Raw genomic sequence first — 20,295 nt, forward strand, 5'->3', positions numbered from 1 at the left:
TTGTTGCGAGCACATAAGGTAGTATTCTGGGTGGCCAAAGCAGGCAGTTCGGGCCATCGCCGTAAGCCCGCTCTGCTCTCGCCGCCGCTATAGCACCCTCGCTCTGCGTGCTTTCCGGCAGAGCAGCCCGGGCCGGGAGGCCTGAAGGTCACAACCCATGGAGAGTCCCGTCAGCGCGGGAAGGGTCGTTCCCGGTGCGTCATGCCGATATCTCCGTCAGGCCATGGGGCCTCGCTGCAACGGCGTTTCGGCGTCCAGGCCAGTCCATGGATTCAGTTTGTTCCACCCTCGTTTTTCACCCCATCACCATGACCACATTCCATCGCTCCAACCGCCAACGCCCCCTGAGGGGGGCCTCTGTGGGGCGCGGTCCTTCCGGCCCGTGCTGCCCGCTGCGACCCCTGGGCAGCAGCGGCTCACGACAGTCGGGAGCTCCCCAGCCGATCACCTGGGAAGACCTGCTCGGCCAGCGCTGAGACCCATCGCAGCCCAGCCGCCCATCAGCCCAGCTCGCGGATGGCACCGATCAGGGCCAGCACCCAAAGCCCTGCGGCACTCAGAAAGCTGATGCCAAAGCCAGGGCCCCGTCGTTCAGGCGCTTGCAGGTAGCCCACGGCATAGGCCACACGGCCTGCGACCCAGAGGATCCCCAGCAGGTTGGCCAGTGCCGCCTCACTCCAGAGGCAGGCCAGCCAGTAGCTGGGCAGAAAGAACACCAGCTGTTCAAGGGTGTTCTGCTGCACCCGCACGGCCCGCTGGAACGGCTCGGGGCCGTCCATGGCCGGCGGCTTTACCAGGTGCTTGAACCGTGCCCGGCCCACCGCCAGCGCCGTGCCCTGATAGAGGCTGAGGCCCGCGAGGGTCACCAGGGCAGGCAGGGCGAGGCTCGTCATTGTGGTGCGGCAGCAGGCCCCATCTTTGCCGCCGCCTCGCCGCCGCCTCGCCTCAGGCCTGGCCACCAACCCCCTGGCCCCACAATTGAGCGGACTCACCCTGCGACGGCTCGCGCGTGACCAACCTGCTCCCCAGCCTCCTGCAGATCCTGCTGGGCATCCTGTTGCTGTTCGGTGGTGGCGAGCTGTTCGTGGCGGGGTCCACCGCGGTGGCCCTGATGCTCGGCATCCCCCAGATCGTGATCGGCCTCACGGTGGTGTCGCTGGGCACCAGCGCCCCGGAGCTGTTCGTGAGCCTGATCGCCACGGTGCAGGGCAACGAGGCCATTGCCATGAGCAATGTGGTGGGCAGCAACATCTTCAACGTGCTGGTGGTGCTCGGCATGAGTGCCCTGGTGATGCCCCTGAGCGTGCGCAGCCGCCTGGTGCGCCGCGATGTGCCCCTGCTGGTGGCCCTCTCGATGGCGGTCTGGGGCATGGCCAGTGGCAGCCAGCTCACCTGGCAGGCCGGCGTGGCCCTGTTGGTGGGACTGCTGATCAATCTGGTCTGGGAGATCCGTACGGCCGGGGAAAACCCCGAGGAGGCGGGGGAGTTCGACGCCAGCGAGCGCCTTTCGGCCCTGGCCGCCGGACTGCGCCTGCTGGGCGGGCTGGCGCTGCTGGTGGTGGGCTCCCAGGTGCTGGTGCGTGGGGCCACCACGGCCGCCCTGGGCCTTGGCGTCAGCCAGACGGTGGTGGGGCTCACGATCGTGGCGGCCGGTACGTCGATGCCGGAGCTGGTCACCTCGCTGGTGGCCACTTACCGCGGCAAGGTGGATCTGGCCATCGGCAATGTGGTGGGCAGCAATCTGCTCAACCTGTTCCTGATCCTCGGAGTCTGCGCCACGGCCTCAGGCGGCAGGGGCCTGGCGGTGGACCCCGTGCTGATCCAACGCGATCTACCGGTCATGGTGGTCACAACCCTGGCCTGTCTGCCGATTTTCTGGAGCCATGGCCAGATCACCCGGCTGGAGGGGGGGATCCTGGTGATGCTGTACGCGCTGTACCTGGGGGAGCAGGTGCTCAGCAACAGCGTCAGCAGCCTCACCGATGAATACCGACTGATTGCCCTCACCGCCGTGGTGCCGCTGGTGCTGGTGTTTCTGGTGTGGCAGGCCCTGCGCTGGCGGCATGAGCGCAAGGCCGGAGTCTGACCATGGGCCTGCCGCCTCAGAGCCCGAACTGTCTGCAGATCAGCCAGGGCACCAGCAGCGTCATCAGCAGCGTCAGCGGAAAGCCGTAGCGGGCCACATCGAGAAAGCGGTAGCGTCCCGGTCCGAACACCATCAGGTTGGTCTGGTAGCCCACCGGGGTGAGGAAGCTCTGGCTGGCCCCGAACAGCACGGCGAAGATGGCGGCCATCGGTGGCATGCCCAGCCCCAGGGCCAGCTGAGCCGCGATCGGGATCAGCATCGCCACGCTGGCGGCATTGCTCATCACTTCGGTGAGCAGGGTGGTGAACAGGAACACCACCGCCAGGGCCCAGTAGAGCGGCCATGCGTCCAGGCCTCGGATCAGCGCCTGGGCCAGAGCCTCCGCCAGCCCCGTTTTCTGCAGCGCCACGCTGAAGCTGGCCAGAGACCCCAGCAGCAGGATCACATCCAGCCGGATCGAGCGCTGCAGCTCCCCTGGCCGCAGGCAGCCGGTGACCACCATGGCCACACTGCCCAGCAACACAGAGGCCACCAGGGGGAGCACCTGCAGGCTCGGCAGCAGGATCGACAGGCCCACGATGGCCAAGGCCACACGCTTGCGGCTCACGGTGGGCAGGTCGTCTTCAATCTGCTCCAGCACCACCAGATCGTTGCCGGCCAGCAGACCGCGGATGGCATCCTGTGGTCCCTGCAGCAGGAGCACATCGCCCTCCTGCAACTGGGCCTTGCCCAGGCGTTCCCGCACCACGGCGCTGCCGCGGCGCAGGGCCAGCACGGTGGCGTTGTAGCGCTGACGGAAGCGCAGATCGCGCAGGCAGCTTCCCGCCAGGGCCGAGCCTGCCGGCAGCAGGGCCTCCACCATCCGCTGGCTGTTCTGGGCGTCGGGAATCGGAGGGCTGGAGGCCCCCTCCTCCGGCGTGGGCGCCAGCACCACCGTGTGCTCCTGCTGCAGCCGCAGCAGGTCGCTGCGGGTGCAGCGCAGCACCAGCCGATCGCCCAGCTCCAGGCGCCGGTCCGCCAGGGGCGGCTGAAAACGCTCCTGATCCCGGTGCAGCTCCAGCACGTCCACATCGAAGCGTCGCTGCAGCCGGCTGCCAAGGAGCGACTGGCCCACCAGCTCGGAACCCCTCGGAATCTCCACCTCGGTGATGTAACCGCTGCGGGCGAAGCCCCGGGCCAGATCGGTGTCGTCGTTGCCGCGATCCGGCAGGAAGCGATCCGAGAGCAGCACCATGGCCAGGCTGCCCGCCATCCACACGCCCAGGCCGATGGGCGTGAATGTGAACAGCTCGAAGCCGCCGTAACCCAGTTTGTTGCTCACCTCGCTGGCCAGCAGGTTCACCGAGCTGCCGAGCAGCGTCAGGGTTCCGCCCAGAACCGTGGCGAAGGAGAGGGGCAGCAGCACCTTGGAGGGGGCAATCCGGCGCTTGTGGCACCAGCCCTCGATCACCGGCAGCAATGAGGCCACGATCGGCGTGTTCGGCACAAAGGCCGAGACCGGCCCGACCACGCCAGCCAGCAGCAGGATCATGCGCCTGGGGCTGCGCACGGCATCGGAGCCGATCAGTCCCCGGAGCCGGTCCAGGCCACCCGAACGGAACAGGCCGGCCGAGAGGGCGAACAGGCCCACCAGGGTGAGCAGGGCCGGGCTGCCGAAGCCCTCCAGGGCCTCGGCCGGCTTCAGCACCCCCAGGGCCATCAGCAGCCCCACGGCCAGCAGGCCGGTGACTTCCGCCGGAATCCAGCTGCCGATGAACAGCACCACCGACAGCACCATCACCGCCAGGGTGATCAGAGCCTGGGGGGCGAGAACGGCCTCTAGCAGGGGGGGCAAGGGCCAGGCGCCGACGCCGCCTGAATGTAGGGGCTTCGCTGCCGCGGCCCCCTGGGGGTCAGCTCCCCGGCAGCTCGGCCAGATCCTCTGTGGCGCCCATCACCACCAGCAGTTCCCCCTTCTGCAGCACATGGGAGGCGGGGGGATTCACGGTGAGCTGGTTGTCCGGCCCGGCGGCCAGCACACTCACGTTGAAGTTCTTGCGCAGGTTGAGATCCCGCAGCGACTGACCGATGAACGGTCCGGGAACCCGGATCTCCTCGATGCTGTTGCGGTCGTCGAGCCGCAGCCGGTCCAGCAGGTTGGGGCGCACCAGCTCAAGCCCCAGCCGCTGGCCCTGCATCTTGGAGGGGAAGATCACCCGGTCGGCACCGACCCGCTGCAGCATCTTCATGTGCAGGTCGTTGGTGGCCCTTGCGATCACCTGCTTCACCTGGCTGCCTGTGCTGTCTTTGGCGATCAGGGTGGCGGTGACACTCACCTCGATCGGTTCACTCATGGCCACCACCACCGTGGTGACATCGAGCACCCCCGCGGCCCGCAGGGCCTCTTCATCGGTGCTCTCCACCTTGCGGGCCGTGATCGAGGGGTCCTGCCTGTTGATCCGATCCACGGCGGAGGGGTCATTGTCGATCGCCAGCACGTCGGCGCCGCCCTTGCTCAGTTCCAGGCAGAGGGCCGTGCCGAAGCGCCCGATCCCGATCACCGCGAAGCTGCCCAGGGCCCGGCTCTCGGCTGGATTCCAGTTCCACCAGTTGCTCATGGTTGCCGGGAGTCGCGCGGGGCCAGATGAGTGGATCCTCGCTCAAGGCCCGACCCTGGCCCGTCGCCTGCCTCAGATGTAGAGGTCTTCGCGGGGGTAGCCCACCCGCGGCTGGCGGCGGCTTCCATACAGCGCCGAGAGCAGCAGCAGGATGCCCAGCCGACCCACAAACATTCCCACCATCAGCACCAGCTGGCCCCAGCGGTTCAGCTGGGCCGTGACGCCCAGATCGAGCCCCACGGTGGCGAAGGCGGACATGCAGGTGAACAGCTTTTCGAGAAAGTTGAAGCTGTTGGCTCCTTCCGCTCCACTCGCCGTGGGTCCCAGGCCCAGCAGCAGGGCCATCAGCAACACGAAAATCAGCGAGGCGATCGTGACCCCGATGGCTCGCATCACCACCCGATCAGGAATCTGGCGGTTGTGAATCACCACCTCTTCTTTCCCCTGCAGGGTGGAGCGGGTGGTGGCCATCAGGGTGGCAAAGGTGGTGGTCTTGATGCCGCCGCCTGTGCCGCCCGGACTGGCGCCGATGAACATCAGCACGATCACCAGCAGCAAGCCGGCGTCGGAGATCGTTTCCACCGAGAGGGGCAACGTGGAGAACCCCGCTGTGCGGGTGCTGATCGACTGGAACAGGGAGACCTGAAGCCGCTGCAGCCCACCGAGCGATTGGACAACGCCCCCCGTGGCGAAGGATTCGGTGAACACCAGGCCCAGGGTGCCGAACAGCACCAGCAGCAGGGTGGAGCGCAGCACGAGGCGTGTGTGCAGGCTGAGTCGGCGCATGCCGCGCCAGGTGGCGCGGTTGGCCCACAGGTCATTCATCACCCGCCAGCCGATTCCCCCCACCACGATCATCGTGGCGATCACACCATTCACCACGGCGTTGTCGCGGTAGCGCTCCAGGCTGCTGCTCCACAGCCCGAAGCCCGCATTGTTGTAGGCGCTGATGGCATGGAAGAGCGAGGCCCAGAACCGCTCCAGCGGGTTGGCGATGTCGGTGAAGCCAAAGCTGTAGAGCAGCACGGTGCCCAGACCCATCACCCAGCAGCCCGCCACCAGGATGCTGTTGAAGGTGGGGCCGATCCCGCCCACGCCGAATTCATCGAGGGCACGGCCCTTGTCGAGACGGGAGCGCAGCCCGGAGTGGCCCTGCACGAAACCCTGCAGGAAGGTGGTGATGGCCATCAGGCCCAGCCCGCCGGTGATGATCAGGCCCGCCAGGGCCACCTGCCCCAGCAGGGTGAGGTCGGTGCCGATGTCGATCACCGTCAGGCCCGTGACCGTGATGGCGGAGGTCACGGTGAAGAGCGCTTCCCAGAGCCCCACCTCGGGCGAGGAGCAGAGCGGACTGGAGATCACCAGGGTGCCGGCCGCGATCACCAGAGCGCCGGTGACCACCGCAAACTGAGGCACGGTGAGGGCGTGGCGCCAGCGTTTCAGGGCCTCCCAGGGGCCGGTGCGAGCGTTGCGGCGCAGATGGCTGTCTTGCAGGGCGATGTCAGGGGGCGGCATCGCCGCAGGGTCCAGGCCGGAGCCGCTTAACCTAAACCCCCTCACACCCTGGCTTTTGCCCCCGCTGCTGGCCTGGTTTCCCGATCTCCCCCAGCTGATCGACCGGGCTGCCCAGCTGGATCCCTGGCTCGGCTACGGCGCCATCGCCCTGGCCATGCTGCTGGAAAACCTGATCCCGCCCATCCCCTCGGAGGTGATCCTGCCCCTGGCGGGTTATGGCGTGGCCCGAGGTGATCTGGCCTTGCTGCCCACTCTGCTGGCGGCCCTGGCCGGCACCGTGCTGGGGGCCTGGTGCTGGTATCTGGTGGGTCGGCTGGTGCCGCGGCCGCGGTTGGAGGGATGGCTGGAACGCCATGGCGGCCGGGTGGGTCTGCGGCTGGGCAGCCTGGAGCGCAGCCGCTCCTGGTTTCTGGCCCATGGCCGGGCCCTGGTCTTCTGGGGACGCATGGTGCCCGGGATGCGCACGCTGATCTCGGTGCCCGCCGGCCTCGAGCGGATGCCCCAGTGGCCTTTCCTGGCCTGGACCACCGCAGGAAGCTTGATCTGGAGTTTCGCCCTGATCCTGGCCGGCCGTCTGCTTGGGCAGCAGTATTCCCTGGTGGCCGAGCGCTTGGAGCCCTATGGGCAGATGCTGCGCGTGCTGCTGCTGGCCACCCTGCTGCTGGGGCTGGGGGTGATCGGGACGCGCCTGTTGGCCCAGCCGCAGCGACGGCAATCCTGAGCCGGAACCATCCCCCGAGTGGATTGGATCACCCCTCCTTCTTGAAGCCATAGGACATTCCTTCGCGACGCCAGCCCAGCGGGCGAAGAACCCGCTTAAGGTTTCCTTCGCAACCCCCTACTCCAGCCACTCGCCATCGCCTCAAACCCTTGTTCCTTGAGTTGAGCTGCTCTTGACGAGGCTCAATCACCATTTCCCGCAAGGCCTGGGCAGTCGCTCGCCACGGCCATCCACGTGTGCCTGATGGCACCACTCCTGGTTCTTCTGGATCTCAGGATTGTGGCCGTTCTTCCCCTGATTCAGCTTCCTGGCTTCTCCCTGGGCATCATTAAGTTGGCAGATTGCTTCCGAGCTATCAGTCCATCAATGTCCCAATCGCTGCCAAGGTCTTCAGGGCCCTTAGTTCAGGACCCGTAGTTTCATCCTCTCACTGACATACTCCCGTTCAGATGCCACCGGAATTGTCGTCATCATGACTGTCGCCTTTCTGGAGACGGCCTGGCTTGTGCCGCTCTACCCACTCGCTGCCGCTTTCCTCTCCCTCGCCTGGTCACCAGGCGTCATCTGGCGCACCGGACCCCGCCCCTGCGGCTACCTCAACCTGCTGATGGTGAGTGTGGCGTTCTGCCATGCCGTGCTGGCACTGCTCGGGCTCCACGCCAGGCAGCTGGCCGTCGACGCGACGGCCCTGGAACCGGTGCGCTTCGGCTGGACCTGGATGGACACGGCAGGCCTGAAGATCGGCTTCGATGGGCTGATCACCGAGCCAGCCCTGATCGCCATGATCGTGATCACCGGTCTGCATGTGCTCGTGCAGATCTACACGATTGGCTATTTGGAAATGGACTGGGGCTGGGCTCGTTTCTTCGGTTCGCTCAGCTGCTTCGAAGCCGGCTTGTGTGCCCTCGTGCTCACAGACTCTCTCTTCTTCAGCTATGTGATTCTCGAGCTGCTCACCTTGGGCACCTACCTCATTGTGGGCACTTGGTACAACCAGTCGCTCGTGGTCAAGGGGGCCCGGGATGCCTTCCTCACCAAGCGGATCGGAGACCTGATCCTGCTGGCCGGCGTGATCGCCCTGCTGCCGATCACCGGCACCTGGAACTTCCATGGATTGCAGGCCTGGGCCGAGGCTCAGATCGCCGCCAGCCCCGATGGCCATGTCACCCTGCCACTCAGCGTCACCCTGATCCTGCTGGCCCTGATTGCCGGGCCGATGGGAAAATGTGCCCAGATTCCCCTGCACCTCTGGCTCGATGAGGCCATGGAGAGCCCCCTGCCCTCCACGGTGCTGCGCAACTCCGTGGTGGTTCTGGGTGGGGCCTGGGTGCTGTTGCGGCTGCAGCCGCTGCTGGCCCTCAGCCCGCTGGTGGGTTCGGTGCTGGTGGTGGTGGGAGGTTCCACGGCCCTGGTGGGCGCCCTGATTGCCCTGGCCCAGGTGGATGTGAAGCGAGCGCTCTCCTTCCTGGTGAGCAGCTGGTTGGGCCTCCTGTTTGTTGCGGTGGGTCTGGGCGGCGTTCCCGTGGCCAACCACCTGCTGCTCGTCTACCCCCTGCCCATGGCCCTGCTGCTGATGGTGGTGGGCACCGTGCTGGTGAGCAATGTGACCCAGGACCTCACCCAGCTCGGGGGCCTGTGGAGCCGGCGTCCCCTCACCGGTCTGGCCTTTCTCGTGGGCAGCGCCGGATTGATCGGCCTGCCGCCCTTCGCTGGTTTTTCAGCCCTGCGCGAGTTGCTGGCTCTCACCGCCGGCAGCACCCATCCCGTTCTGCTCTCGGGCGTGGTGCTGCTGAGCAATGGCCTGATCGCCGCCGGATTGATCCGGGTGTTCGGCCTCATCTGGGGGGGCAGCCCTTCGGCCTTCACCGCTCGTTCGGCTGAGGTTCTCTGGCTGATGGTGCTTCCCACCACCGTGCTGATGGGTCTGGTGCTGCATCTGCCGATCATCCTGGCCAGCAGCGGCGTGTTCGGGCTCTCAGCCCTGCCGGCCTGGGGCCCCATGGCCGTGCCGCTGCTGCTCAGCACCGTGGCGGGCTGCGGTCTTTCGGCCGTGTTCTATCTGCGCCCTCACCCTCTGGCGAAGCTGCCTGCTGCCATGGGCGGCTTCCAGCGCTGGTTGGCCCACGACATGGACACCGAGCGCTTCTATCACCGCACGGTGGTGGCCCTGGTGCTGACCCTGGCCCGGCTCGGGGCCTGGAGTGATGGACGGGTGGTGGATGGCTTCAGCACCGGCACCGGCGCTGCGGCCATGGCCAGCGCCCGCCGGCTCAGCTTCACCACCAGCGGCCGCACTCAGCTCTATGCCCTCACCTTGATCGTCGGCGTGGTGCTGATGGCCGCCTGGCTGCTGGCCAATCCCACCCCGCTCCTTCCCACGACCCTGCCCTGAATTCCGGCCATGTCGCTGCTCATCCTGTTGCTGTTGGTGCCCCTGGTCGCCGGCCTTGCGGTGGCCGTGCTGCCCGCCGAGGCAGCCGTTCGGCCCCGCACCCTGGCTCTCGCCGCCGTTTCCGTTCAGCTTCTGCTCGGGGGTCTGTGCTGGCTGAGTCAGCCGGCCGACCTGGCCCTGGCCTGGCTGCCGAAGCTGGGACTGGCGCTGGAGCTGGGCCTTGACGGCCTGTCCCTGCCGGTGGTGCTGCTCACCGCTCTGCTCACGATGCTGGTGCTGCTGGCCTCCCCTGCCGATCAGAGTCGGCCGCGGCTCTACGTGAGCCTGCTGCTGGCCACCAACCTCGGTCTGGTGGGAGCCTTCCTGGCCCAGAACGCCCTGCTGTTTCTGCTCGCCTTCGAACTGGTGCTCATCCCCACCACCCTGCTGGTGGCGATCTGGGGACGGGCCAATGGCCGCGGTGCCGCCATTCGCTATCTGATGTACGGGGCGGTGTCCGGCCTGGCCCTGCTGGCCGCGGTGCTCGCCTTCGGTTGGCTGGCCCAGCCTGGGGCTGATGCCGCCGCCGGCATGACGCTGTTCAGTTTCCAGACCCTCGCCAACGCCAGCTTCAGTCCATCGGCGGGCCATTGGATCCTGGGCCTGCTGCTGCTGAGCTTCGGCCTCAAGCTGCCGATCGTGCCCCTGCATGGCTGGCAGCCGATCACCTACGCCGAGGCACCGATCCCTGTGGTGATGCTGCTCAGCGGCTCAGTGTCGAAGCTGGGGGCCTATGGCCTGCTGCGCTTCGGCGTGGGTCTGCTGCCGGATGCGTGGGCCAGCTTCTCGCCCTGGATTGCGGCGGCGGCAGCCGTGAGCGCGGTGTACGGCGCCCTCAACGCCATTGCCCAGACCGATATCCGCCGTGTGATGGCCTACAGCGCCCTGGGCCACATGGGACTGCTCACCCTGGCCCTGGCCGCCGCCACGCCGATGAGCCTGCAGGGCGCCGTGGCTCAGGTGCTGGCCCAGGGGTTGATCACGGCCCTGCTGTTCTCCTGTGTGGGGCTGATCGAACGCAAGACGGGCACCACCTCCATCCCTGAACTCTCGGGCCTGATGAACCCGATTCGCGGCCTGCCGTTCACCACGGGCATGCTGTTGATTGCCCTGATGGCTGCCGCCGGCATTCCTGGACTGGCGGGCTTCCCGGCTGAGTTGCTGGTGTTTGAAGGCAGCTGGGTCACCTTCCCCAGGGCCACGCTGGTGTGCCTTGTGGCTTCCGGGTTCACCGCCGTCTACGCGGTGCGGCTGTTCAACCGTGTGGGCTTTGGACGTCTGGACAATGACCGCGCCGACTGGCTGGCCACGACATGGGCCGAGCGGGCCCCGGCGATCGTGCTTTCAGCCTGGTGCTGTTTGCTGGCCTCCGCCCGGCCCTGTTGACCGGATGGAGTGAATCCACCACGGCCTTTCTGGCCCTGAGACAGTCCACAGGAACCACCTCCACCCTGCTCTCCCGGTCGACGGCGACAGCAGCCGCCATGGCCGCTGCCCTACCTCCAGCCCCTGCCTTTCCCTCTGCCGCCACCAAGGAGCTCCTGGCATGACCCATCCAACCGCCCTGGCCCCCTCCGAGCCTCAGGCCCCGCCGATTCCCCCCTCCACCCACCCCTACGCCGAGGTGATCCATCGCCTTGAGGCCGGTGGCTCGATGCTGCCTGACAATCCGGAGAATCTGCAGCAGATCATCGGCATCTACAAGGCCTATGCCGTGCCGATGGATTTCTATTGGCGCGACCTTCTCTACATCGCCGAGAAGGTTTTCCTGAACCCGTTGCCGGCCTTCAAGTACTTCATTTCTCAGGAGTATCTGGATCGGCCCAACAGCTATTCAGGCGATCAGTCTCAACTTCGGATCTGGAGAGGTGGCGAAAAGGCCCATTCCGAACTGCTGGAGTTCATGGCCAAGGGTGAAACCGGCTCCATGTCCAAACTGTTGCATCACCTCTGGCACGACCGGGTGAACATGGAGTTCGCAGAGGCCTGCATGGATGCCATGTTCTGGCACCAGGGCATGGGTGGCCGCTTCAACGACTACCTCGTTTCCGAGCCCTATCGGGAGCAGGCAGACCGGGCCATCAAGGCCTACTTCAAGGGCAATCCCCTGATGCTGGGCCTCTACCGCCTGTTCCCGGATCTGTTTCTTGAGCAGGTGCGCAAACTCTCCTACTACGCCAATCTGGGCCTCTTCTGGGAGGTGATGGCCCCGGTGTTCTTCGAGATGAGTGACCTCTACGACGAGGGCAAACTCACTTCGGTGCCTGCGGCCATGGACTTCCTGGTGAACGGGATCTTTGCCGTCGCCGGTCGACCGATCTATCACCATGTGTTCATCCGGGGCGAATGTTTCGAGATCATTCCCAAGAGCTGTGGCTTCACCTGGCTGTATGAGGCGGCCTTGCCCTATGTGGAGGCTGTCTTCTATCGCACCTCGCCCTTCCGTGGCACCAAGAGCTACAACGCCCAGGCGATGCAGGTGCCCGCTGATCAGGCCGACTTTCACTACGGCATCCTCTATGCCGATGTGTTCCCTGTGGGCTCAGCGGGGATCCCTCCCACCCTGTTGATGCAGGACATGCTGCACTTTCTGCCTCCCTATCTGGAGGTGATGTACCGCAACCACAAGCGCGGTGATGAGGACAAGCTGATTCAGCTGGGCATCACCTTCCAGCGCTCGATGTACAACGTCACCTCCGCGGTGATCCAGGCTCTGCGCTGCGCTCTGCTGTACCCCCTCGACGACCCTGATCCCGCCCACCTCAGCGCCAATCGCCAGTTCTTTGAAGCCCAGATGGACCGTTTCCTGCGGCCCGAAGCCCGCCTCACCGCCATCCAGACCCAGGACTACCGCTGATCCGTCCCCCAGGCGGCACAGCTGCCTGTCCTTCTCCTGGCCCCTCGCCCTTTTCCCATGGCCACCATTCTCGAAACGGCTGCCTCTGCGGGCAGCTTTCAGACCCTGCTTGCCGCCGTTGATGCCGCCGGCCTGCGGGGCGCTCTGGAGGGACCGGGGCCGTTCACCGTGTTTGCCCCTGTGGATGATGCCTTCGCGGCCCTGCCCCCCGGCACCGTCCAGACCCTGGTGGACAACCCACCCCAGCTGGCCCGCATCCTCAAGTTCCATGTGCTCTCCGGCGACCATCGCCGCGAGCAGCTGGTGCAGCAGCCCCAGTGGGACAGCCTGGAGGGAGCTCCCGTGCCGATCCGGCGGGCAGAGCCCTTTGAAGTGAAGAACGCCACGGTGGTGGCTGCCGATGTGGTCTGCGACAACGGCGTGGTTCACGTGATCGATCGGGTGATCCTGCCTGGGTGATCACCCGGCTGCCGCCGGATCGGCGGAGCGGCGCGTCTGAGGGATGGGGCCATCCAGGTCGGAACGGAACTGAAGCGTCATCCCGCCCAGATGCTGGCTCACCAGCTCCAGCAGCCGCATGAAGGTCTGGTGGGTCTTGGGCGCTCGCAGGCCCATCGCCTCGCGGCTGAGCAGCACCAGTTCCAGCACCCTGCCATCGGCCTTGGATTGCACGTCGGCAAAGAGCTGCATGCGCTGGGTTTCGCCGCCCTGTTTGACCATGGCGCCGAGGTGGGCCGAGGTGCGGTGATCCACCTCGGCGTTCAGGTCCCTGAGCACCGGGTCGAGAGCCTTGAGCATGGCCCCCGACTCGGGGTGGCCTTCAGGCTTGAGCACCAGCAGAAATCGCGCCATGGACGCTTACGTCGGGCTTGACGCTACTGCGACCGGGGCCCTGCGAGCTTGGCGGCCCGCTGGGGTCGCGGTTCGGCTTCTGCACCTGTGCGGCGGCGCTGGCATCCTGAGGGATTACTGGGTGGTGACCCCGTCATGGCCCGGTCTGGATCGGGATCCGTTGCTGTCATTGGGGCTGGGGTCGCTGGCTGCGCCACTGCCGCCCAGCTGCGTCGGGCCGGTTTTGATGGCCGGATCAGCCTCTGGGAGACCGGGCGCGGCCCGGGCGGGCGGGCCAGCACACGCCGCTCCCGGGGCGATGGGGCCCTGGCCATCGACCATGGGGCCCCCCTGCTGAACATCCGCAGCGAGCGGCCCCCGGAGCTGCTGGAGCCCCTGCTGGAGGGGGGCTGGATCACGCCGTGGAGCGGTCTGATGGCCCTGCTGGAGGGGGAGTCGCGCCTGCACATCGGGCGCCCCGATGTCCTGGGGATCGGCCAGCTCTACCGGGGTGCGGACGGGATGGATGGTCTCTGCCGCGGCCTGCTGCAGCTGGGGGCCAGTGGTGCCCAGCCCGCTGCCGAGGCCCATTACGGCACCTTGATCCGCTCCCTCGAGTGCGCCGCCAGCGGCAGCTGGCGGCTGCGGGATCGCCAGGGGGAGCTCCAGGGCGAGGCCGACTGGCTGGTGCTCAGCAGCACCCTGCTGGCTCACCCCCGCAGCTGCCTGCTGTTCGAGTGGCCGGAGGTGCCGCTGGTGCGGGCGGCCGCATCGCTGGGGGATCTGCAGCTCGATCACGCCCTCACCACCATTGCGGGCATCCGCGCCGAGGCCCGCAGCAACCTGTTGTTGCTGTTCCCCCCCGAGGACGCGCTCCCCTGGAGCTCGCTGCCGTTCTCCCTGGTGAACTTCGATCCAGCGGCTCAGCAGCGCTGGGGCCTGCGCCGGATCAGCATCCAGCCGCTCCCGGACGGCCGCTGCGCCGTGGTCGCCCATTCCAGCGATGCCTTTGCGGCCGACCACCTCGATGTCTATGGATCCCACTCCGCCGTGGCCCGGCTGCTGGATCTTCCCGTCGATGCCGGCCGTGAGGAGGATGTGATCCAGGCCCTGGCCAGGGCCGTGATGGAGTGCCTGGCCCCCTGGATTGATGACCTCACCCTGGAGCGTGCCTCTCCGCAGCTGATGCGCTGGGCGGCGGCCTTCCCGGTGGCGCCAGGTCTGCCCCCGTCCCTGCGGCTGTGCCCGCTCAGCCGCGTCGGCTTCTGCGGCGACTACCTCGACGGCGAGGGCTTTGGCCGCATTGAGGGTGCCCTGCACAGCGCCGAACAGCTGGCCGCTTCCCTGCTGCAAGCTGGACTGACCTAGAGCCGGGAGCGCCCGATGCCGTCCCACCTGCTGATTTCCGCGGCTGTAACGCGATGGCTGCTGTCGCCCCTGCTGGCCCTGGGACTGCTGCTGCTGGGCCCAGGCTCGGCGGCCTGGGGGCTGGAGGCGGCCAACCAGCCCAGCCGCTACAGCTGCGATGGCGACCTGCTGCTGGCCCGGGTCGAGAACGGCGCGGTTGATGCTCCCGGCATCCCCAACACCCTGGCCGGCACCCTGCCAGGGGCCTTTGTGGTGATCGATTGGCGCGAGCTGCACCTGCAGCTGCCCCGCACCAACAATGCCGGAGCCCCCAGCTTCGGTGATGGCCGCTGGTGGTGGAGCCTCGAGGATCCAAGTCGGCCCACCCTGCTGCTGCAGCAGGCCCAGCAGACCAGCTTCGCCTGCTCGGCTCTGCCCGCCTCAGGCTCGCCAGCTGCTGCCGCGTCCCGGTAGCGTCGACAGGTCGAGGTGGACGATGTCCCCAATCCGTTGGGGGCGTTTTCCGAGATGGGGCTCTGCGGAGCCCCTTTTGCTTGGCAGCCGTTTCCGGATGGACGCCACCCGCTCCCCCCGAGTAACCTTCGGTCCTACGGCACGGCTATGCAGAGTCCCTTTGGCGACTGGCTGCCGGAGGTGGTGGTGTTCCACCCCATCGGTTTCGAGGATGCCCAGGCGATCGTTGAGGCGGTGCGGGAGCTCAAGACCGCGGTGGTCCATGCCGGTGCCATGGACCGGGCCGAGGCCCAGCGCCTGATCGATTTTGTGGCCGGGGGCGTCTGCGCCATCGATGGGCAGGCCGAGTGCCTCGATCCCCTCACCTTCGTGTTTGCTCCTGAGGTGATCGCCCTGCAGCGCGACAGGCCCGCCGAGTCCTGAGCTTGGCTCAGTGGATTGAGGTCACCGTGTTGAGTTGCAGCCAGCAGCCGCTGGGTGCCAGCTTCTCCACCACCACACTGCGGTGCTGCTGCTGGGCGAGGGTCTGGGCGAAGGTCTCGGCCTCATCCCGGTCCCAGAACCTGGGCGCGATCACCTGCTGGGGCACACTCTGCTCGCGCTCAACTTTGGGGCGCACGCGATACCGACCTTCTGGATTGGGCACGACCATCGGACCATTCTGGGGGCAGGCTCTGCGCTCTGGTCCAGCCTCCGGATTTCTCCAGGATTGGCGAGCCACCCGCCTCGCCGCTCACCGCCTCAGCAGTTCCTTGCCCAGCCGCTCCAGGGCAAGCGGTGAACGCAGCAGCTGGTCGTGGGTCCACACCAGCAGTTCCTCGCGGCGGCCCCAGGGCAGCGCCGCCTGCCACCCCGGCGTCACGATCAGATCGAATGGGGTGTAGACGCTCACGCACTCCAGCTGCTGCAGAGCCCTGCTGTCCTGGTTGAGGCGCCGCAGCAGGGAGCTGCCGCGGCCCATGTCGGCGATGCCGGGCAGCAGCCAGGGCGGGCAGGCCAGGGCGTTGAGGGTGCCCTGCTGGGGACTGCCCAGGCTGATGAACCGACGGGTGCGCCGATGGCCCCCCAGCCACTGCAGCCAGATGCGGGCGATCACCCCGCCCATGGAGAAGCCCAGCAGGTCGATCGGCTGTTCCGTCCCCACGTGGGTGGTCAGATACGCGGCCAGCTGCTCCGCCAGCCTTTCCAGGGGAACCTGGCCGATGCCATGGGGAAGATGCGGTATCAGGATCGGCTGGCGCCTGCCGTCCAGGTGTCGGATCAGGGGGTTGAACACCCGCGGAGTGTCCCAGAGCCCATGCACCAGCACCAGGGGTGGTGCTGCCTCAACCATCCAGGCGCAGCATCCGCTGGCCCGGCGCCAGCTTGGCCTGCTCCTCGAAGATCGCGGCCAGTACCGCCTGGCTGGCGGCGGGGTGTGCCTTGATCCCGGCGACAATCCGCTGGACATCCTCAGGGGCCAGGCCTCCCTGCAGGGTCCTGGCGTGGAGCTTCTGGCGGAACTGCTCCAGCAGCGCCTCCTCCTCGGCGTTGAGGGGGCGGGCCCCCGGGCGGTCGATCTCCACGGTGCGCCTCTGCCACGGACCTGATCGTTTCACGCTAGGTGCGGCAGGCCCTGAGGTCAGGGGCGCCTGCGTCAGCACCTCATGACGCTCGCCCCCGTTGACCCGCACCCCTTCATGTTCTGTTACACTCCACGCAACGTTTCGTCACCCGCCTCCCATGGCCGACAACACCGCTTCCCGCTTCGGCTTCGTTGCTTTCGCTGAAACCTGGAATGGCCGTCTGGCCATGATGGGCTTCGTCATCGGCCTGGCCACCGAAATCCTCACCGGCCAAGGCATCCTGGCCCAGGTTGGTCTCGGCTGAGTTCACCTGCTTGCGGGCTCAGACTGCTCGGCTCCGTGCCGATCGTGGCTGCGCCCCATCCCCTCTTCTGATTCCAGAAGGCAAGCCCAGGACACCCTGTTCTCCAGCCTCCGGGCTGGGCTCCTCACCGGGTCTCTGACACTGTCAGAGACCCGGTTTGCGTTCCATGCCTCCCTCCCAGACGCCCTCTCCAAGGGTCGTGAAGCTGCAGATCATGGCGGCGGTGTTTGTGCCCATGGCCCTGCTGGGGCTGTGGCTTCGCTCCCAGGGCTTCTGGTGACCCGCTGACGCCGCGGCAGCAGGTGGTGCACGGCATGCATCACCACGCCCCAGATCAGCAGCTCTCCGCCGGGGTCGTCCACGCGGATGGCGGGGATGGCGGGATCGCTGGCCACCAGGTGCCATGGCGGCCGCTCGCCGCGCAGCTGTCGCAGCACGAAGCGCCCCTCGTGAATGGCCACCACCGTGCAGCCCGGCCGCGCGGCCACGCTCCGGTCGATCACCAGCAGGTCGCCGTGCTGGATGCCGGCTGCCTGCATGGCGTCGCCCTCCACCCGCATCAGGAACGTGGAGGTGGGCCGCGGCACCAGGGCCGTGTTCAGGTCGATCGACGCCTCCACGTAGTCGTCAGCAGGACTGGGAAACCCCGCCGCCACGCTCTCCAGGGCGAGCGGCAGCGCCTCACCTGAGGCCTCGTCGCTGATGGCGCCCAGCCAGCGCAGATCGGCTCGCTGGGCGGTGTTGTCAAGGCGGCCCATCCAGCTCCAACCCAGTCTGATGCGTACATTTGTACTGCACCTCTGGGGCGGCCGGTGTCAGTCGCTGCAGCCGCGGCGGATCACCTCCTGCTGCAGGGCTCTGAGCTGGCCATCGTCGGGGATCTGGGGCGCGAACAGCAGCGCCCAGGCGAGGGGGACATCGCCCTCCCGCAGGGCGCTGTCAATGGCTCCCAGCCACTCGGCCGGCTGCCCCCCCGCGCTGAGCTGGTCGATCAGCCGCTGGCTCTGGGCCATGCGGCTGGCCGAGGCACCCACCAGGTGCACATGGGCAAAGGCCTCAGCGGACGCCTCCTCGGGGCGCAGCTGCAACAGCACCGGTTCGCCGGGCCGGATCGGCGTGGTGGGCCAGTCCAGGGGGGTGCGGATGGGTTGGTCGGGGCTGCTCACCAGGCGCCAGGTGTCGGCTCGGGGCCGTTCGATGCGCAGCTCCAGCAGGGGTTCCACCAGCACCAGCCGGGGGCGGGACACCGGCACAACGCCGAGGGCGTCGGCCATCTCGACCGGCTCCACGCGCGGCGCCACCACACACACGGCCACCGGCAGTTCCGGCTGCTGCAGGGCACGGCTCGAGGGTGTGGCGGCCAGCCCCACCAGCACCAGCCCGGTGATCAGCCGGGAGTGCATCAGGACAATCCTGCCGCGGGGCTGAGGCCATCGTCAGGGATCGGCGTGTCGATCAATGGCCGCTGGTCCGGCCTGGAGGGGGGCATGGGTCTGGAGGAAGAGGAGCGGGACCGCCGGATGGATGGACGACCGCCATCACGCTATCCATGGCCGCTTGCAAGCCAAGGGTGTTGTGGCGGCCCTGTCAGAGCGACCCTGTCAGACCTTCGGAGTGGTTCAGCTCAGGATGCGTGGGCGGGCGCGCCAAGCTGGGACGTGACTAAGTTCCGGATCCCGTCGAGGGGGCCCACGCTCAACACGCCGCCACCATGAACGATCTGCTTGTGCTCGCCGCCAGCAACGGCGAGAACCTGCGCCTGGCCGAGCGCTTTGTGGCGGCGGCCACGGCGCACAAGCTCAGGGCCGAGGTGCTCGACCTCACCGCCCTGGAGCTGCCGCTGTATTCCCCCAGGGCCCAGGCCGCGGGGACGCCTGCCGTCCTGCCTGCCCTGGAGACCACCCTGGCGGCGGCGCCGCGCTGGGTGATCTGTGCGCCGGAATACAACGGCTCGATTCCGCCGGTGCTCACCAGTGCCATCGCCTGGCTCTCCGTGCAGGGCAGCGACTTCCGGGTCCTGTTCAACCAGCGGCCGATTGCCATCGCCACCCACTCGGGTGGGGGCGGCCACACCGTGCTGGCGGCGCTGCGCTTGCAGCTGGCTCACCTGGGGGCCCATGTGGTGGGCCGCCAGCTGGTGAGCAATGGGGCCAATCCCGCCAAGGAGAGCAGCATCGCCGATCTGGTGGAGCGGCTGAGCTCCATGCAGGCACCCCGCCCATGACCACCGGCGTTGCCGCGGCCCCCGCACCGCTGTTGCGTCCGGCGGCGCAGCGGTTCCACAGCCGGTTCGACTGGCTGGAAAGCTGGCACTCGTTCTCGTTTGCCGATCACTACGATCCGGCCTGGATGGGCTTCGGACCACTGCGCGTGATCAATGACGACACCATCGCGGCTGGTCGGGGCTTCGGCATGCACCCGCACCGCGACATGGAGATCATCACGGTGATGGTGGAGGGCCAGCTCAGCCATCGCGATTCGATGGGCCAGGTTGCGGTGATTGAGGCGGGAGAGGTGCAGGTGATGGGTGCCGGCACGGGCGTGCTGCACAGCGAGATGAACCAGGGCGATCGCCCCTGCCGGCTGCTGCAGATCTGGATCGAGCCCAGCCAGGCCGGTCTGCCGCCGGTCTACGGCCAGAAGCCGTTCCAGCTCGGTGCCGACTGGACACCCCTGCTGGATCCTGCCGGTGCCGCAGGTGCTCTCTCGGTGCGGCGGCCGATCCGTCTGTGGCGGGCCAGGCCCGGGGCCGGCGACGTGCTGGATCTGCCCCTGGCCCCCGGCGGGCTCGGCTGGTTGCAGCTGATCGATGGCACCGGCGCGGTGCAGGCTGCGGCTGAGCCGCCTGGAGCCTCCGGCGAGCATCAACGGAGCCGGCCGCTGCAGCGCGGCGATGGCCTGGGCTTCGGGGCGGATCGTCTGCGGGCCTTCAGCGCCGGCCCCGGCGGTGCCGACCTGCTGCTGTTTGAGCTGGGCTGAGGGGCAGCACTGATGGCCGTACGTCCGCCGTATCCGACCATGGGGGACCCCGTGCTCCCCGCCCGGCTTGCCATGCTTCAGCCCCCCCGCGGCTACCTCACCCTCAGCTGGCTGGGTCTGGTGGCGAATCTCCTGGTGCTGCCGCTGATGCTCTGGGTGATTCTGCGGGAGCCCACCTGGCGCACGGTGCACATCGTGGTGGGGGCCAGTGCGGTGCTGCCCACGGCGGTGGTGGGCCTGGTGGGCACGATCGCGCTGCTCAAATGGCGGGCCTGGGGCCAGATCGTGGTGATCGTGGCCCTGGCCATGAGCCTGGCGGTGGGGCTCCCGTACGGAATCGTGCGGCTGGCCCTGTTCAGCGAAGGCCGTGGCCTGACCGCCGTGGTGGCTGGTGTTCTCTGGGCCGCCAACACGGCGGCGCTGGTCTATTGGTGCCGTCCCAGCATCCGCCGCTACCTCACCTGAGGGCGGCTGTCCAGGCTGCAGCCACCCGCCTGACCCGAAGATGTTGTGAAGGTGACAGTTTCTGGCTGTCACAAGGGCGATGATCAGAACAGGCTTTCGCGTTGTGGGAGATGGCTTCAGTTC

Annotated in this window: 23 protein-coding genes; 13 read left to right on the forward strand and 10 right to left on the reverse strand. The window is 67.6% G+C overall.

Annotated elements, in window-relative coordinates; translation table 11 throughout:
• Positions 1 to 500: 500 nt before the first annotated feature.
• Complete coding sequence (locus tag IQ220_RS12420; RefSeq protein WP_186699219.1) at positions 501 to 893, reverse strand: MAPEG family protein; 393 nt, start codon at positions 891 to 893, stop codon at positions 501 to 503.
• 116 nt (positions 894 to 1,009) lie between these two features.
• Between IQ220_RS12420 and IQ220_RS12425 the strand changes: the two genes are divergently transcribed.
• Positions 1,010 to 2,086: a calcium/sodium antiporter gene (locus IQ220_RS12425; RefSeq protein WP_193915320.1), complete on the forward strand. Its 1,077-nt coding sequence runs from the start codon at positions 1,010 to 1,012 to the stop codon at positions 2,084 to 2,086.
• 16 nt (positions 2,087 to 2,102) lie between these two features.
• On the opposite strand, the gene IQ220_RS12430 is transcribed toward IQ220_RS12425, so the two are convergent.
• The 3 genes from IQ220_RS12430 to IQ220_RS12440 form a co-directional block, all read right to left on the reverse strand.
• Positions 2,103 to 3,920 (reverse strand): SLC13 family permease, encoded by a 1,818-nt coding sequence (locus tag IQ220_RS12430; RefSeq protein ID WP_370566467.1) that lies wholly within the window; start codon positions 3,918 to 3,920, stop codon positions 2,103 to 2,105.
• 58 nt (positions 3,921 to 3,978) lie between these two features.
• Positions 3,979 to 4,683, reverse strand: a complete 705-nt coding sequence (locus IQ220_RS12435) for a TrkA family potassium uptake protein (protein ID WP_186699222.1) — start codon at positions 4,681 to 4,683, stop codon at positions 3,979 to 3,981.
• A gap of 72 nt (positions 4,684 to 4,755) precedes the next feature.
• Positions 4,756 to 6,198 carry a TrkH family potassium uptake protein gene (locus IQ220_RS12440; protein WP_186699224.1) on the reverse strand — a complete coding sequence of 481 codons (1,443 nt, stop codon included), beginning with the start codon at positions 6,196 to 6,198 and terminating at the stop codon, positions 4,756 to 4,758.
• Positions 6,199 to 6,253: 55 nt separating this feature from the next.
• Between IQ220_RS12440 and IQ220_RS12445 the strand changes: the two genes are divergently transcribed.
• The 5 genes from IQ220_RS12445 (at position 6,254) to IQ220_RS12465 (ending at position 12,666) form a co-directional block, all read left to right on the forward strand.
• The gene (locus IQ220_RS12445; RefSeq protein ID WP_370566468.1) at positions 6,254 to 6,919 is read left to right on the forward strand and encodes a DedA family protein; all 666 of its coding nucleotides are present in this window, start codon (positions 6,254 to 6,256) and stop codon (positions 6,917 to 6,919) included.
• Between the two features lie 472 nt (positions 6,920 to 7,391).
• Positions 7,392 to 9,311, forward strand: coding sequence for an NAD(P)H-quinone oxidoreductase subunit F (locus tag IQ220_RS12450; RefSeq protein ID WP_193915324.1), 1,920 nt, complete (start codon positions 7,392 to 7,394; stop codon positions 9,309 to 9,311).
• A 9-nt stretch (positions 9,312 to 9,320) separates the two neighbouring features.
• Entirely contained in the window at positions 9,321 to 10,736 is a 1,416-nt protein-coding gene (locus IQ220_RS12455) for an NADH-quinone oxidoreductase subunit M (protein ID WP_228009185.1), read from the forward strand.
• Between the two features lie 160 nt (positions 10,737 to 10,896).
• Complete coding sequence (locus IQ220_RS12460) at positions 10,897 to 12,207, forward strand: CO2 hydration protein (protein ID WP_193915326.1); 1,311 nt, start codon at positions 10,897 to 10,899, stop codon at positions 12,205 to 12,207.
• Positions 12,208 to 12,264: 57 nt separating this feature from the next.
• Positions 12,265 to 12,666 carry a fasciclin domain-containing protein gene (locus IQ220_RS12465; RefSeq protein ID WP_193915328.1) on the forward strand — a complete coding sequence of 134 codons (402 nt, stop codon included), beginning with the start codon at positions 12,265 to 12,267 and terminating at the stop codon, positions 12,664 to 12,666.
• Here the strand turns inward: IQ220_RS12465 and IQ220_RS12470 are convergent, their stop codons facing one another.
• Positions 12,667 to 13,059, reverse strand: a complete 393-nt coding sequence (locus IQ220_RS12470; protein WP_186699233.1) for a hypothetical protein — start codon at positions 13,057 to 13,059, stop codon at positions 12,667 to 12,669.
• A gap of 135 nt (positions 13,060 to 13,194) precedes the next feature.
• Between IQ220_RS12470 and IQ220_RS12475 the strand changes: the two genes are divergently transcribed.
• The 3 genes from IQ220_RS12475 to sepF all read left to right on the forward strand — a co-directional run bounded on the left by IQ220_RS12475 (position 13,195) and on the right by sepF (position 15,282).
• Positions 13,195 to 14,406 (forward strand): NAD(P)-binding protein, encoded by a 1,212-nt coding sequence (locus IQ220_RS12475; protein ID WP_193915330.1) that lies wholly within the window; start codon positions 13,195 to 13,197, stop codon positions 14,404 to 14,406.
• Between the two features lie 15 nt (positions 14,407 to 14,421).
• Entirely contained in the window at positions 14,422 to 14,859 is a 438-nt protein-coding gene (locus IQ220_RS15845) for a hypothetical protein (RefSeq protein WP_228009186.1), read from the forward strand.
• 147 nt (positions 14,860 to 15,006) lie between these two features.
• Positions 15,007 to 15,282 (forward strand): cell division protein SepF, encoded by a 276-nt coding sequence (gene sepF, locus IQ220_RS12485; protein WP_186699237.1) that lies wholly within the window; start codon positions 15,007 to 15,009, stop codon positions 15,280 to 15,282.
• A 7-nt stretch (positions 15,283 to 15,289) separates the two neighbouring features.
• Here sepF and IQ220_RS12490 read toward each other — a convergent pair whose 3' ends face one another.
• From IQ220_RS12490 to IQ220_RS12500, 3 genes are all read right to left on the reverse strand, one after another.
• Positions 15,290 to 15,478: a hypothetical protein gene (locus IQ220_RS12490; protein ID WP_193814254.1), complete on the reverse strand. Its 189-nt coding sequence runs from the start codon at positions 15,476 to 15,478 to the stop codon at positions 15,290 to 15,292.
• Positions 15,479 to 15,592: 114 nt separating this feature from the next.
• Positions 15,593 to 16,192, reverse strand: a complete 600-nt coding sequence (locus tag IQ220_RS12495) for an alpha/beta fold hydrolase (protein WP_193915332.1) — start codon at positions 16,190 to 16,192, stop codon at positions 15,593 to 15,595.
• Entirely contained in the window at positions 16,185 to 16,424 is a 240-nt protein-coding gene (locus IQ220_RS12500) for a hypothetical protein (protein WP_193814256.1), read from the reverse strand. The genes IQ220_RS12495 and IQ220_RS12500 overlap by 8 nt, the downstream gene beginning before the upstream one ends.
• 157 nt (positions 16,425 to 16,581) lie before the next feature.
• Here IQ220_RS12500 and IQ220_RS12505 point away from each other — a divergent pair, with 157 nt between their 5' ends.
• The gene (locus IQ220_RS12505; RefSeq protein WP_186699245.1) at positions 16,582 to 16,728 is read left to right on the forward strand and encodes a chlorophyll a/b-binding protein; all 147 of its coding nucleotides are present in this window, start codon (positions 16,582 to 16,584) and stop codon (positions 16,726 to 16,728) included.
• A gap of 212 nt (positions 16,729 to 16,940) precedes the next feature.
• Here IQ220_RS12505 and IQ220_RS12510 read toward each other — a convergent pair whose 3' ends face one another.
• Positions 16,941 to 17,486, reverse strand: coding sequence for a translesion error-prone DNA polymerase V autoproteolytic subunit (locus tag IQ220_RS12510; protein ID WP_193915334.1), 546 nt, complete (start codon positions 17,484 to 17,486; stop codon positions 16,941 to 16,943).
• 57 nt (positions 17,487 to 17,543) lie between these two features.
• Complete coding sequence (locus tag IQ220_RS12515) at positions 17,544 to 18,131, reverse strand: hypothetical protein (RefSeq protein ID WP_193915336.1); 588 nt, start codon at positions 18,129 to 18,131, stop codon at positions 17,544 to 17,546.
• Positions 18,132 to 18,439: 308 nt separating this feature from the next.
• Between IQ220_RS12515 and IQ220_RS12520 the strand changes: the two genes are divergently transcribed.
• The 3 genes from IQ220_RS12520 (at position 18,440) to IQ220_RS12530 (ending at position 20,172) form a co-directional block, all read left to right on the forward strand.
• Positions 18,440 to 18,952: an NADPH-dependent FMN reductase gene (locus tag IQ220_RS12520; protein ID WP_193915338.1), complete on the forward strand. Its 513-nt coding sequence runs from the start codon at positions 18,440 to 18,442 to the stop codon at positions 18,950 to 18,952.
• Positions 18,949 to 19,707, forward strand: coding sequence for a pirin-like bicupin family protein (locus IQ220_RS12525; protein ID WP_193915340.1), 759 nt, complete (start codon positions 18,949 to 18,951; stop codon positions 19,705 to 19,707). The genes IQ220_RS12520 and IQ220_RS12525 overlap by 4 nt, the downstream gene beginning before the upstream one ends.
• 72 nt (positions 19,708 to 19,779) lie before the next feature.
• A complete protein-coding gene (locus tag IQ220_RS12530) occupies positions 19,780 to 20,172 on the forward strand; it encodes a Hepatitis C virus core protein (protein ID WP_186699254.1) in 393 nt (130 codons plus the stop codon).
• Positions 20,173 to 20,295 lie beyond the last annotated feature (123 nt).

It is taken from the genome of Cyanobium sp. LEGE 06113, assembly GCF_015207615.1.